The sequence below is a fragment of the Fulvivirga sedimenti genome (assembly GCF_020328055.1).
Window position 1 is genome coordinate 355,979 of the sequence record NZ_JAIXNE010000002.1, and the last position, 14,762, is coordinate 370,740.

The following is a 14,762-nucleotide window of genomic DNA, read 5'->3' on the forward strand; positions in this document are numbered from 1 at the left end:
CTCTTCTCTATTGCTCACGGATCACTCCGCAGGATACTCTTCCCCCGGCAGCACCTGATGGCTGGGAGGTAAAATCATCCGCACCAGCGTGAATGATTACTGCATGATTCAGGATATTGGTAGCTGAATCTCCGCCAATCGTCCATCCTGTAATTTCAAGTGAATTTGTTGCCGTACTGTCTGCTCCGGCTTCAAGGTTTATAATGTCGCCGGCATGATGCATTCCATCACCCATACGGTTGCCATGATCCACACCGGATGGATTCCAGTGACCTCCGGCTGAACTGGCATCGTCGGCGCTGCAATCACCCTTTTCATGCAAATGTATCGCATGTGAGCCTGGTACAAGATGATTGATTTCGATATCCATCTGAACGGTATTGTCGCCTGTCTGGGTGAAAGTGATCGTACCAGTAACGTTGCTGCCACTGGCCGGTGACATTGATGCCATCGCCATCGGCGCGGCAGGAACTTCCATTTCTTCAGCTAATTCTGTGGTCATATCATCCGTAGCTGCCGCCTCTTCCTTTGTAGAAGTTGAACATGCACCAAAGACAATTAAAAAGCCCAATACATAGATTGATCTTGATAGGTATTTCATAGTTAATTTTGCTTTATCTAATTTTCGCAAAATTACTAATACCTGACTGCCTAACCAAAAAATAGCGGTGCCGCAGCTAATCCGTCAATAACGCCCGCCACTGTACACCCCCACATTAAAAGAAGGCGTGACCCTGGGTCCACCAGGACCGAAAGACATATTCATTCCCATGCTGGTGCCCCAATGTGCATTTGAACAGCTCTCCAGTGTTCCGATAGCCGCAATCATGAGGAGGCAGAATGATAATTTTTTAACAAATGTTTTCATTTTGATCGAATTTAATTGAACGGCCACTTTTGAATACAGAAAATTGCTCCATTGGGGTCGGTAAGAACGGCGACAGAACCATTTCTTATTGCCTGATTCGGTGCCATCAAAATGGTCGCACCCAGTGATTTGGCTCGATTCACGGTTTCCTCCGGATCCGTAACTTTAATATAAGGCACCCATTGTGTTGTCATATTTGAGATCGGGTTCGGACTTATCCCCGCTATTTTAAGTTCCTGCTTACCGAAGATCCAATACGGTTTTCCATTAGCAACCTGCTCAGTGATATCATAACCTAACGTCTTACCGTAAAATTCAGCAGAGGACTCAGGCTGGTCAGACCATAGCTCCATCCATAACCATTCATTTGCATCTGCTTCCAGCAATGGCGGGTCCCCTGCGGAAGAATGAATTATACTCACAGCAGCACCCTGTGGATCCTTCAGTAAAGCCATGCTTCCACGTCCGGTGATTCTGGTTGTTCCGATGACGGTCGATGCGCCCATAGAGCTAAGAAAATCAAGTGCCTTTTCAGTATCCTCGACAGATATCGCTCCTATCCACAAATTCTGTTGAGATTTGGTCTCAATCATTCCTCCCAGATACTTATTTCCCTGCCGGATCAGTGTATAGTTTCCATCGGTCGTTGGAATTGATTCAAATTCCCAATTGAATAATTGCCCGTAAAATTCCCTGGAAGCATCCACATTGGATGTACCAAGTTCATGCCAGACAAACTGACCATAACGGTAATTATAAGTAGGAACATCAACAATTGGCGGGTAATTATCGGCTGAACAGGAAGCCAGTATCATCATGAAGAACAGGCTTACCGGCAAACATAAATATTTCATTATTAAGAGGTTGTAGATTGCAACCTATAATACAAAAATTGGAACAAATGTCCAGAGCTTCGCTAATTTTGTTTGTACCAAATCCTTTGATTTGATCAATTTGGAACAATTAAGGCGTAATATATTCGATAACGATCCCGTATATCCCCTGCTCAGCATCACTTAGCTGATTTGTAATTCCTGCTATATTGAAATCGATACCGATCATATATGTATGATTCTGATTGTCGATCACAAAAGGTCCGTTCAATGTGGCAGTGAATATTCCAGGCCCATTTTCATTGGCATTTAAACCGCCGCCAAGATCGACCTGGCCGCTGCCAAATGACCTTTCAAACAGGCCTAATTTAACGGGTGGGCCGTGCATATCCATGAAATACATTGTGATGGATTGAACGACCGAACCGTGCGGCAAATGTACAGGGGCATAAATGGATCTGCCCAGTGTCTCATCCTTGATCGTGACAAGACTATTATCACTCTCAAAGATCAACACATTATTTTCCGAATTGGCAAAATTCTGTCTGTAAACGCCTGTGAAATCTGAAGGGTCAATACTGTAATAGCTTGCTACGGGTACGACGGCTGTGGTGGCAGGTGCCCATTGCGTACCATCCCAACGTAGGAGATCTCCAACGGATGCCCCGGCCTGGTTGAGCTTCGACGGATCCAAATCACTGATTTTAACATTGGAAACCGCACCGTCCTGAATGTCTGCAGTTTCAATACTTCCATCCAGAATTTTCTGACTGTTAATCGCCCCGTCCTTTACAACGGCCGTTCCAATAGTACCGGAAAGATCACTTGCTGCCGGGAATGATATGTTGTGCAAATCAACTGTTTTCTGTCCGGTGCCATCCCCCTCAAGGGTTAGCTGAAGGATCGAACTGTTTACGCCGCTTAATACAAATTCAGTTACCTCCTGATCATCGGTTCCGGTTGGCAGCCCTGACAACGGGATACTTCCTGCCAGCACACCATTTTCCTCGATCTCAATATCAGTTGCTGTTATGCGAAAATCAGTGATCGCCTCATTGGACGGGTCGGCATCCGCATCATCCGATGTAGTAACATAACCCAGCGACGCCAGATCTATCGGAGCCCCACCGTCTTCGAGTGTCAACACACTGCCTGCCAGGCTTATCTGCTGATCATCTGTGCCCGTCGGTAATCCTGATAAGGGAATACTTCCCGCCAGGACACCATTTTCCTCGATTTCAATATCGGTAGCCGTTATGCGAAAATCAGTGATCGCTTCATTAGTTGGGTCGGCATCCGCATCATCCGATGTAGTGACATAACCCAGCGACGCCAGATCTATCGGAGCCCCACCGTCTTCGAGTGTTAACACACTTCCAGCCAGGCTTAACTGCTGGTCATCAGTGCCAATGTTTATTACGGGCGTCAGATCGAGGGTATAGATCAGGCCGTTTTCTTCTATTTCAAGTATGTTGCCGTTAAGGCGAACATCTGTAATCAATTCATTGGAAGGGTCGGAATCCGCGTCGTTGATCAGTGAACTCAAATCAACACTGTTACCGTTTTCGATGGAAAGAAGCGCCGTTGCCTGATTAAAGGCAAGGTTCTGAAATGTACCGGATGAATCCCCTAGTCCGGCGATCCACTGTGCGCCATCCCAATAATAGAAAAGGTTATCGGTAGTGTCATACACAATCAAACCCCTTTCAGTTGAACCCAAACTCATGCTCGTGCGCTGACCGCCCGTAAGCCTCGGGAGCAAAACCCCCTGGTTGTTTCCCGGTGCAACCACATCCAGTGCCGCATTGGAATTGGGATTGGTGGTTCCGACACCGACAGACTGCGCCATTACTTCCGGCATCACACACGGAATGATCAGCAATATGAGAATGGCTAAAAAGTAGTTTTTAATAGTACTGAATGTCATGGCCACATTTAAGTTGGCATTCTAAAAATGTATTTCACCCAAAAAATATCAGTAATATGATAAATCGACCTTACATTTTTGTAGCAATAGACTATCTAAAATTACATACGTAAAGCATGCGGATGATAAGGTCTTATTACCAAAAATAAATATATTTATTTAATATTCAGATTACTGGAGAGAATCCGGGCAATTGATTTATTTTTTTATGTACCTCAGAGCAGCACTATTTTTACTCATTTTTACGATTCAATCCAATCGGTCGGCAGCGCAGACCATACAGGACGGTTCAGTGTTATTTATTTCTGAAAACGGAATATTAACCGCTGATGCTGCGGTTTCAAATGAGGGTTTTCTGCAGAATGAGGGAATCTACCATGTGCGTCGGAATTGGTCCAGCAACGGCATATATCAAGGGGCGGGCACCATAGTTCTGGATGGCACTCAAACGCAGACATTCCGCCATAACGGACAGTTCATTTCCATATTGGATGTTGGCAACCCTGCAGGTATATTGATTCGCGGCAAAGTACCCGTTCGCCGGCAACTTCTCCTGACAGATGGGGAAATCACTACCTCGTCTATCGACACGTTATTTACTGAAACGGATGCCCTGATTTCAGGCGGATCACCAGGAAGTTTTGTAAATGGCCCCCTTCACAGGGGCGGGCGTGGCCTGGTGGAATTCCCTGTGGGTATTTCCGGCACCTACCTGCCGGTATCATTGCTGGATGTTACAGGCGGTAATACCATTACCGTGTTGCAGGCCAGGGCTAATTATTCCGGTAACATACCACAAGGGGTTACAAGCGTTAGCCGGGACTTTTTCTGGGAGCGAAGTAATTACCGGGATGCATTTGCCGGCAGTGAGGTAAGCCTGCCTTTTTATGATGATCAGCTGGACAGATCATCAGCGGTTATTATCGGACTTGACCGAAACTCAGGTGATTTTACGTTATATGACGATCTCGACTTTTTCACGGGCTCATTCTACGAAATGATATCTACTAATGCACCCGTTTCAGAACATATTCTGCTACTTGGAACACTGGAAGAAAATATACGCGATGAAACGGCATTTTACATTCCCAACGTCCTCTCTCCGAATGCGGCCGACCAGGATAACAGGGTCATCAAGGTTTTCGGCGACTTTGTAGAAGAGGATTTTTCATTCGTGGTATATGACCGGCGGGGGATGCAGGTTTTCGAAAGCAAAAGCCTCACCCGAATGCAATTCAACGGATGGAACGGAACATCTGCCCGCACCGGCGACTTATTACCACAGGGAGCCTATGTATATGCCTTAAGGGCGCGGAACAGCCGCAATGAAGTTATAGAACGAACAGGGACTTTAACAATTCTTAACTGATGCTGAAATACCTGATCGTTTTGTTTCCTTTATTTTTTACCCTGAATTTCTCAGTGGCGCAGTCACCTGTATTTTCTCAGTACTATACCACCTCGCTCTATCTGAACCCGGCATTGGTGGGATCTGAAAGTGATATCACGATCGGCATGAATTACAGGGCACAGTGGAACCAGCTGGAATCCCCCTATCAGACCGCTCAGATCACCTACATGCACCCATTGATCAAACCAGGCGGCCGCAGCAAGCATGTAGGGGGAATCGGGGTTTCAATCCTGAGTGATCAGGCAGGAAATAACAGTCTCTCCAATACCGGAATCAATTTCTCAGGGGCCTTCAACTATCACCTCTCCTCCTATGGAAACAACATTTTAACATTTGGATTACAGGCCGGCGTTTACAGGAATGCATTGAATATTGAAAATTTACAATGGGGTTCGCAGTACAATGCATTCAGCGGGTTTGATCCCACAATTGAGGTTGATCCGGGAAATTTGCAGGACCAAAGGTTCTATGCTGTAATCAATGCGGGCATGATGTGGTATTACCGGCAACAGCAGCGGTATAGTACAAAATCCTGGTCGTCCTATGCAGGAATTTCAGTCTATCACCTGAATCAACCGAATACGTCCCTGATCAATGATCAGGACAATCTGCCACTCAGCCTTCGTTTTCATGGCGGGATTAGTTTCCCCATTTCGGCACAGGCAAAACTCACCCCGAGTGCTCTGGCGGTGTATGAGCTTTCAGACATTCAGCTGAATGCAGGCGGATACCTGACCTATTCGCTGGGAAGTGCATCCAATGCCTCGAATGCCGCCGTAATCCTGGGAGCATGGTATCGCCTGAGTGATTCTTTCATCGTTCATGTAGGTACTGAAATCAAGAATTTCCGACTCGCCTTCAGCTATGATCATAATGTTTCCTCTTTCCAAAGGTATTTTGGAACTTCAGGAAGCTACGAGTTTTCCATTCAATACAGAATTATCCGAAAACACCAGTCCGTTTATTTCTCAACGCCACTCATATGAAGTTTTCGCGATTACTTCTATGCATCAGCATGCTAACTGCATTACCCCTGACCCTGGCGGCACAACAAACAGCGCTTCGGTTTGAGGAAATCAGGCAATTGGAAAACTCCGGTCAATATTTCGCAGCTATCGATGCCCTGAACGAATTGCTCACATTTGATGAGAACAACATCGATGCTGTATTTTCACTTGCCGAAAACTACCGGCAGACATTCCAGTATGAAAAGGCGCTCGCTCAGTATCAGAAGGTGTTTTTTCTCGACGAAAATGCCAACCCGCTTAGCGAATATTACCTGGCTCTCATGCAGAAATATACGGGCAAATACAGCGCATCCATATCATATTTCGATTCCTTTATTGCCCGTTGGGATTCAACCGGTCGCTATCCCGCTCTTATTGAACAGGCCCGGGTGGAAAAAGCGGGAAGTCAAATGGCCATATCCTATAATGGAAAGGAGAAGTTTAAAATCCGCCAAGTGGCTGAACCCCTGAATACGCCCTTTAATGATTATGCACCGGTGACCTTAGCCGATTCAGCACTTCTGATCACAAGTTCAAGGATTGAACATAAAAGGCAGGCAAGAGATCAGCGATTTGGCGAGGGTTTTTCAGATCATTATTATTTCTCTTTGTCAGAAAATGCCATCAATATTGTTGATGATACAAAGCTCATCGATGCACTGAATACAAAATTTAATGATGGCAGCGGCAGCTTTTGTAATGAGGATGGCGCATACTACTTTACCGTTTGCGGGTACAAAGCTCCATATTGTCAGATTTACGTAAGTCATCTGGAATCAGGAAGATTTTCAGAGCCGGAATTATTGTCGGAAAATATTAATTTACCAGGGAGGAACAGTAAACAGCCGGGTATTTCAATTTCAGGGGATACATTGTTCTTCGTATCGGACCGGCCTGGCGGTAAGGGCGGCAATGATATCTGGATGTCCGTTAAATCAGGCAGCGGCTGGGGACCCGCCATGAACCTGGGCAACAAGGTTAATACTTCACTGAACGAGAATTCACCCTTTCCGATAATGAATAACATTCTGATGTTCTCTTCCGATGGTCATCAGGGATTCGGCGGAATGGATATATTTATGGCACGTCGACTACTCAATGGTGACACGGTATTGGTGAATGCGGGAATCCCTTTTAATTCCAGCAGGGACGATATGTTTCCAAATGCCTCATCGTCCTATATATTCTGGTCATCTAATCGTTCAGATGGAGAAGGGGGTTTTGATGTGTACAGCTCATCAATCCGATCCAGGTTATATCTTACTTCTCTTATTTCTGCATTGAATCATAATGCAAGTCGTGACGATGCATTAAGTGGATCTGTGATTCTACCTGATCCGGGAGGAGAAATCACAACTATCGTAAATACAGGTGATGTTGACTTCAGCAAACTGTCTCTTGCAGAGCAGGCGGTCATCAATGATATTGCCCTTGGCAAGCCGGGCGTCACCAGTACATTCAAAGATCTGTCACAGGCTCAGGTTGATGCATTGCTTAAAGAGCGCAAGGCTGAATTAGCAGCATTGGACCGCCGACGTTATCAGGTTGACTTCGACCATCATGAAGAAGAGGGACACTTTGAAATAACGGGCTCACTGGATTGTGAATATTGTGATGACATCCCAACAATTTATATGTCGGACCTGAGTGGCGAACGTCGACAATTAACCATTGCCGATTCATCCGGAAATTTCCGTTTTAGCCATTTAACAGGCAATGAAAGCGTTCTCCTTGAAATTGATACTGCCTTCAATGGCCTGATCCAATTCTCGAATGTGCAGACATTATTTATCCCGGATTACAGGTCATATACCTACACTCCGGTTTATTTTGATCTGGCTGAAAGTGAAATCCGCCATGAATCCTATGGAGTACTACAGGAGATGGCTGTTTTTCTAAACAACAACCCGGGATTTCAACTGGAAATTGTTGCGCATGCAGATAACACCGGAAGTGAGGCCTACAATTTGCTGCTTACACGAGAACGCGGACAGGCTGTATTTGATGCCCTTCTCCGGTTAGGGGTATCCCCTCTTTCCATGATGATCCGGGCGAAGGGGTTTCGTGAACCTGTTGCCGACAATGAATCACCTAAAGGCAGACAGCTTAATCGTCGTGTGGAATTTCTTATTTCAGGTATGGGGAGCAAGCCTGAAGAAACCTATCATTACTGTTTCACAACCAGAGCCATGAATGGTGATGAACTCACCCGGGCTTTAAAGGAAGAGACCCTGATCCGATTAAATGGTATCGATGAAAGCGAGCGATACAGACCCTATATTCCCATCCTTGTTAAGGACAACAACCTGCTTAATACAGAAATTTTCGATTGTAATTAATTACCCAGGTATATGAAGGGCGCCCAATATTTTGGTGCCTGATACTTTTTCTTCATTTCATCAACTGCGTATTCATAGGCAATCCTCTTATTTCCAGATGCCAGCAGTTTTGCATAAAAACTTGACATGTACTCCTTGGTGACCTTATCACTTACCTGCCACAGACTTATGATCATTGATTCTGCTCCCGCTACGAAAAATGCGTATTGCAACCCGTATACCCCATCGCCATTTTTCAACTCTCCCAGACCGGTTTCACAGGCCGATAATACCACCAACTCTGTTGCTGACAGATCCATATCAGAAACCTCAAACGCAGTCAGGAGATCTCCCTGCCTGGAATCTGTGGCAGTTAAAACCAGTCCAGACCTGAATAATTCCAGGTCAGGCAAATCCTGACGCTGTTTAACTTCCCTTCTCGAAAAGAATCCGTGCGTCGCGAAATGCATCAATGCAGATGGCTCCTGACTGTAGAGTCGGGCTTTCGTTGCCTCCGTGCCTGTGAGAGAGGTAACACCCCACCCTTCCTTTTGCAGCGCGCCTGAAATCTGTATAATCTCCTCACGTGTGCCTGGAAGGGATGCGAATCTCGAATCGCCCTGTGATTCACTTAAAACGGGATCACCCACGAGCAGTGCCTGGTGCGATCCATTGAATACCCCTTGTCCGGCCTTTACCTTCACGATCTCTCCGGCATTATGTAAGTGGCGAATCCTCATAGTTGAGCCCAAAAAACTACTGTTTTCAGGGTTCATAAGTGACTCCGGATTAATCTTAAAATACAGCCCGTCATCAACAAGGTATGCCGTCTTTATGCCTTCAAGCAGTGACTCAAATGGCTTCCAGAAATAAGTATAGGAAGTTGTATCTGCGACCTCATATTTAATGGCATTCAGATAAAACTTCAGCTGCCGGTTTTCCAGATAATCACCGGATCCCAGTTCGACCACCTGAGGCCCATCCTCAAACGACGGTTTTATCACAAGTCCAACATAATTGATGCTATCTGTTTCTCCATTTAAACGGCTGAAATTCTGATTTTTATATCGGATAATTTCAACCACCGCCTCATCATCATCGAGGGCGGAACGTATGGAATTGTAATCAGCTGTTGCAGAAAGCTGCCGGCCGGTATGTCTCGCAATCTCAGATTCAAGTTCATTAAGACGACGTATCATTGATTGCTGGATTTCTCCATCGAATCCACCTCGGGTAAAGGAACTGGTCAATTCCTGACGAATGGCGAGAAATTCTTCTAATAACCCGGCCGTTTTATCATTCTGATCTAATTTTTGGATTTCTTTCAGGCCGCGCTTCGATTCCAGGGTGAGGCCCTTATAGAGCAGCTGTTTATTGATCATTATATGCGCAAGATCGGTTCGTTCACCTGCCAGCGGAGCGATCGCTGAATAAATGACATCCAAATCTTTCCTCATTTCTGAAAGGAAGACCGTCTGCTCGGAGCGTGACAACATGGGAAATATGAATCTGATGAGCTGTTCTTCCTTATTACTCGCAGCAAAGAGATTTTCAGAACCCTCTTCAAACCTCCCTGAAAGAATATAGCAAACCCCCAGGTTATTTTCAATCTGCCTCAATTGCGGTGCAGCACTGCCATAAACCGTAACGTATTTCTGCTTTGAAATTTCCAGCGATCGGATGGCCTCATCAATGTTGCCTTCGTAGATCGCCCAGGCCCCTTTTGCCGCATAGAAATTGGCCAGATCCATATCTGAAAAAACTTCCCCGTTTCTTTCCACCAGCTCAGCAGCTTTGTCAAGAGCCGGATTTGAACCGATAGCCTGAGAATTCCGGAATGTATTGGCATAGTTCAGAAGAAATACAAGCTCCTCATTCGGTGATTTGAATGAATAGTCGTTGAAAAGGTCATTAAGAATAATCTCCGATTCCAGGACCTGTCCCGTTTTTAAAAACAGTGCAGCTTTGTTCTGAAGCAGGCGTTCACAATGATGGGTACAGTTTTGCAGGGCGAGATCGATATATGACAATGACTGACCATAAAGACCGAACTTCTCATAGAGGTTGGCGATATTATTCAGGGTATTTACAGTCTCTTCCTTTGGTAAACCCAGGTATTCCTTTAATTCCAGAACTTTCTTGAAGCTTGCTTCAGCCTCGGTGAAATCCTGTCGCTCCATGTAGAGCATTCCCAGTTGTTCGAAGTAGGCCGATTCTACAGATTTCTGTAATAAATGATTCGAAATACTGTCCATTCTAACCGATACGAAATTCAGAAGGTCAAGGGTTTCCTGAAAGTTCCCTTCTCTTCTTTGGGCGTCAGCCTGAAGAAGCAAAATCATAAAGTCAAACTCCTGAGAATTGTTTAACGAAGCTGAATTTGAAAGCAGGGTCAGTGCCCGATCGTGTTCGCCCAACTCAATATAAATGTCATAGAGGTTCTGAAGCGCTTTTATAGATGAAGAGCCTCCGGCAGTTTTTAAAATACGTTCATAGATGATAATCGCCTTTTCCGTGTCGGTATACCTGTACAGTTGAGCGAGATTGAGTTGTGATATTATCCTTTCCTTATCAGTTGGTTCAAGGATTTCACTGCGGAATGCTTCGGATGTTTCGAGGACAGTCCGCGCTTTGCTAAAATTACCCGACTCATAGTAGGCAATTCCTAAATCATTCAGAATGACAAGATAGTCATGATCAAAGATTCCACGGTCGACTTTTGCCTGTTGTTCAGCCTCCTCAAGATATTTAATGGTGTTATCCCAGGAAACTCCCCAGTTTTCATGAGCGAGCGTATAGGATTTCTTCCAATCCTGACCGAAACAAGGAGTTACACTGAGAAGCAAAAAAACTCCCAGGCTCCGTTTTAAAAAATGTATGACTACGGAATGGTCCATAAAACAAAAAATACCAGCCGGAATTATTCCGGCTGGTTATCAGTGTACAATTTTCTTCTGCTACTGCCTTAATTTGAGCAGTTTATGACGTATCAGGAACTCATTGTATGCAGAACGGTAATCCGGCACATTAGGCGCCAGTAACATCGCATTCACATAACTGGTGAAGGCATCCGCTAACAAGTTATTATCTTCAAAATAAGCAGCACTGATCAGTTCGAGAAGCGCGCTATTTGAAATATTGCTTGTTAAAGAATTCAAGTTCTGGGTATGTTGCGTCCTGGTCTCATGATCAATACGCTTAAGCGCAACTGCCTTTGACTCTACATCATTATCCTGATAAACCTTTACAAGCAAAATTTCTTCTTTTTTGAGGTTTTCATTCTCAAGATTCAGCATAGTACGCTGTCCTTCCACACGTTCCTCAAGCAGAACCTCTTCAAACATGTTCATAACACGGATTATCGAAAATTCACTTTCATTCGCCCATTCCAGTGCTAGTTTATCCCCATACAATTCAGTGGCTCCGGGGATGTACAGATTCACCTCTGAGTCAGAGAAAGGCTCGAAATCACGCATGATTTCATAGTTTATTCCGGCTGCTTTTTCAGAGATCTCCCGATTTAGAATGAAATCAGTATAGCGGGTGACAATCATATTCGTCTCAGTCACCTCAATCTTTCCATACAGATCATTGGCGTCATATTTTCCGCTTTCCTTTATTTCCAGCACATGTCCGCTATTATGAACAAGTCCGAGATAGGCGCCTTCTTTTACGGTAAGTGTGAAATCTCCGGAAAGGACCATGCCTTTTTTCAATTGAGTTACGACCTCTCCAATTTGAATCTCCGATTCACCATTTTGGACGAGAATCTTAAAAGTGTTGATTTGAGCGTTTCCAGCGACAAAGCTGAAAACCAAAATCAATGTGGTTAAAAGTGGTTTCATAACATTATAGTTTGTTATATCTGCTATATATCCCATTCATGAATAAAAGGTAACTACCATCCGGGGCATTATGAATTATGTTAAAGTTGGCAATGAAACAAAGCTATGCGCAAATTCCTGATTGCTAAATTGTTTAACCAAATAAACCCCATGTCCTTTCTCCTCCGGCATTTAAATAAAAAGGCCGGATAATTCCGGCCTTTTAAACCAAATAACACCCATGTAACAACCATTTATTACTGTATTCTTATTAAAATCCTGTTTAAACCGGACTTTCCAGTGCCTTTCTTAATGATTTAGTGATGGAAATCAGGTTATGATGATACTTTTTTAAGCGTTCATGCGCTTTATGCTGTTCCTCATGTCGTTTATATTCATCTTCGTGCTCCCGGGCGAGTTCGATGTCCAGTTTTGTGCCTTCACCTACCAAACTTATATCAATCTCGTGTCTTTCCAGCTTACTCCGGTGTTCAGCAAGGACTCTCACATGATCTAAAAGTGCTATTTTATGTTGTACAATCGCCTCTTCGAAAAATTGCAAAACCTGCTCCTGAGACTCAATTTCCTGTTCCCACATTTTCAGGTCGTGGGACCACATTTTGATATCGGACTGCCATATTCCATGTTCCCGATGCATGTTAAGATGCGTAGTATTGTCCATTTCAACGTAAATTTAAATAGTGAGATTAGCCATTCTTGATTTTCCATTTTGCATAAGCCCCGGGATAGATTTGAGGGTCAGCCTTATCAAATCATTCAGGCGACTATCGCGGGTGTATTCCAGTACGAGGTGTTTTGAATCCATTGGTTCAAATGAACTCAACAAAGTGCGGTAAATTGAAAATTTATCTGAAATAGCCGGGTCATGCCGGAACAGGTTCCAGCCTGAATTATACGTATCAGAGACAATTTCAATCCAGTAGACCTCTGTATTCAGAATATCTGCCACGTCATGAAAATCCCGTCGGATACTTTTCAGGTAAAAGGTGCCTTCAAGAACCAGGTTTTTTTTGTCAAGGGTATGTTCAGACATTTCCTGGAGAAGATTCAAATAGACTGCCTCCTTTTCTTTTTTACTGAACGAAGGTGATGCTATCCATTTACGCCGAATAGCGGCAGTGTTTAAAAAATCGAACTGTAGGTATTGAGCCAGACGCTGAGCAAACTTGACTTTTCCCGTTCCTGGTAATCCAAATACAATTATCACCATGACCCTGCTGATTTGTTTATAAGATCAGCAAAAAGTCTGGCGAAAGCTATGAGGACGGTCAGCCGGTCACGTGATAGACATCAACCAGCTCAGGCGACACGCATGGAAGGACGACGTCCGTATTCTTTCAGCGTTAAATAATGAGAACGAACCGCATTTCTGAAGCCGGGCTGATCATTATACGGAATTCCCATTTTACCAGCCTGTTCAGCCACAATCGGCGATAAATCCGGATAGTGAATATGACAGATATGCGGAAAAAGGTGATGTTCAACCTGGAAGTTCAGGCCTCCCATATACCAGGTAAGAAACCAATTTTTACGCGCAAAATTAGAGGTGGTACGCAGTTGATGTTCCGCCCATGAATTCTCGGGAGATTCAGAAGACTCGGAATGGTCAACACCTTCAACCACGTGCGCCAACTGGAAAGTTACACTCAAAACAAAACCTCCTACCATATGGAGGGTAACAAATCCGATAATCAGATACCAGAATGGAATATTCAGGATCAATGCCGGTATTCCAATGATGTAGGCATAGTAGAGAATTTTTGAAACGATCAGAATGACCCATTCCCTGTTAAGGTTTTTCGCATACCTGGGATCATCATTCAATTTGATCAATTGTTTAAAGTCCTTGAACGTCACCCAGCTTAATGTACCAAGTGTATAGAGGAACCATGAATAGATGTGCTGAAAGCGATGGAATTTATACCATTTGGCATGCGGTGAAAGTCTAATTACATTCCCGTTCTCCAGATCTTCATCTGCGCCGTGAATATTCGTAAATGTATGATGTTTTACATTGTGCTGAATAACCCAGTTAAAGCGGTTACCCCCGAGGAAATTCATTGAATACGCAAGTACCTGATTCACAATCCTGTACTTTGAAAAAGATCCATGGCAGGCATCGTGCATCAATGACATGCCTAGACCTGCATAGGCAAAACCCATTATTACGCATCCCAGCCACATGACGAAAACGGGTATTGGTAAGGTGAGTATGAGCACAAACGGCAAAATGTATGCGGTAAGCAAAAGGAATGATTTAAGATACATCTTAAAATTACCCTTACGGGAAACTCCCGTTGATGTGAAGTGATTGTCCAATGCCTTTTGCAGATTTTTCTGAAAAGATTCATCAGATCTTTTGAATCGTACGATCATATAAATTTAATAAAATACAGGGCTACCTATTATTAAAAAATTAAGCCCACACTAGGTGCAGAAGAAAATAGAGGACCATAGCTAAAAATACTCACCCTGCGTTCCGCCGACTGACTAAGATACAAAAGGTAGTGATTAAACGTTCCATTGTTGAGGACATTTCGGTAATATTTGGTA

The 14,762-nt window shown here is 44.2% G+C and carries 12 protein-coding genes; 3 read left to right on the top strand and 9 right to left on the bottom strand.

The genetic code is table 11. The features are described from left to right. Positions 1 to 7 precede the first annotated feature (7 nt). From LDX50_RS07885 to LDX50_RS07900, 4 genes are all read right to left on the bottom strand, one after another. Positions 8 to 601, bottom strand: coding sequence for a superoxide dismutase family protein (locus LDX50_RS07885; RefSeq protein ID WP_225697896.1), 594 nt, complete (start codon positions 599 to 601; stop codon positions 8 to 10). An 84-nt stretch (positions 602 to 685) separates the two neighbouring features. Further along, the gene (locus LDX50_RS07890) at positions 686 to 868 is read right to left on the bottom strand and encodes a hypothetical protein (protein ID WP_225697897.1); all 183 of its coding nucleotides are present in this window, start codon (positions 866 to 868) and stop codon (positions 686 to 688) included. A gap of 11 nt (positions 869 to 879) precedes the next feature. Further along, positions 880 to 1,722 (bottom strand): VOC family protein, encoded by an 843-nt coding sequence (locus tag LDX50_RS07895; protein WP_225697898.1) that lies wholly within the window; start codon positions 1,720 to 1,722, stop codon positions 880 to 882. Positions 1,723 to 1,831: 109 nt separating this feature from the next. After that, positions 1,832 to 3,628 (bottom strand): hypothetical protein, encoded by a 1,797-nt coding sequence (locus LDX50_RS07900; RefSeq protein WP_225697899.1) that lies wholly within the window; start codon positions 3,626 to 3,628, stop codon positions 1,832 to 1,834. A 208-nt stretch (positions 3,629 to 3,836) separates the two neighbouring features. On the opposite strand from LDX50_RS07900, the gene LDX50_RS07905 reads away from it, so the two are divergent. From LDX50_RS07905 to LDX50_RS07915, 3 genes are read left to right on the top strand one after another with little or no spacing between them, the layout of a single operon-like run. Next, positions 3,837 to 4,997: a T9SS type B sorting domain-containing protein gene (locus tag LDX50_RS07905; RefSeq protein ID WP_225697900.1), complete on the top strand. Its 1,161-nt coding sequence runs from the start codon at positions 3,837 to 3,839 to the stop codon at positions 4,995 to 4,997. Then, on the top strand, positions 4,997 to 6,025 hold the full coding sequence (locus LDX50_RS07910; protein WP_225697901.1) for a PorP/SprF family type IX secretion system membrane protein: 1,029 nt from the start codon (positions 4,997 to 4,999) through the stop codon (positions 6,023 to 6,025). Before LDX50_RS07905 ends, LDX50_RS07910 begins: the two co-directional genes overlap by 1 nt. Beyond that, positions 6,022 to 8,385, top strand: a complete 2,364-nt coding sequence (locus LDX50_RS07915) for an OmpA family protein (RefSeq protein ID WP_225697902.1) — start codon at positions 6,022 to 6,024, stop codon at positions 8,383 to 8,385. Before LDX50_RS07910 ends, LDX50_RS07915 begins: the two co-directional genes overlap by 4 nt. Here LDX50_RS07915 and LDX50_RS07920 read toward each other — a convergent pair. The 5 genes from LDX50_RS07920 to LDX50_RS07940 form a co-directional block, all read right to left on the bottom strand. Next, the gene (locus tag LDX50_RS07920; RefSeq protein ID WP_225697903.1) at positions 8,382 to 11,261 is read right to left on the bottom strand and encodes a CHAT domain-containing protein; all 2,880 of its coding nucleotides are present in this window, start codon (positions 11,259 to 11,261) and stop codon (positions 8,382 to 8,384) included. The genes LDX50_RS07915 and LDX50_RS07920 overlap by 4 nt on opposite strands. A gap of 60 nt (positions 11,262 to 11,321) precedes the next feature. Continuing rightward, positions 11,322 to 12,209, bottom strand: a complete 888-nt coding sequence (locus LDX50_RS07925; protein ID WP_225697904.1) for a hypothetical protein — start codon at positions 12,207 to 12,209, stop codon at positions 11,322 to 11,324. 262 nt (positions 12,210 to 12,471) lie between these two features. After that, positions 12,472 to 12,870 (bottom strand): hypothetical protein, encoded by a 399-nt coding sequence (locus tag LDX50_RS07930; protein WP_225697905.1) that lies wholly within the window; start codon positions 12,868 to 12,870, stop codon positions 12,472 to 12,474. Between the two features lie 12 nt (positions 12,871 to 12,882). Continuing rightward, positions 12,883 to 13,419 carry a P-loop nucleotide/nucleoside kinase family protein gene (locus LDX50_RS07935; protein ID WP_225697906.1) on the bottom strand — a complete coding sequence of 179 codons (537 nt, stop codon included), beginning with the start codon at positions 13,417 to 13,419 and terminating at the stop codon, positions 12,883 to 12,885. An 89-nt stretch (positions 13,420 to 13,508) separates the two neighbouring features. Next, positions 13,509 to 14,585, bottom strand: coding sequence for a fatty acid desaturase family protein (locus LDX50_RS07940; RefSeq protein WP_225697907.1), 1,077 nt, complete (start codon positions 14,583 to 14,585; stop codon positions 13,509 to 13,511). Positions 14,586 to 14,762 lie beyond the last annotated feature (177 nt).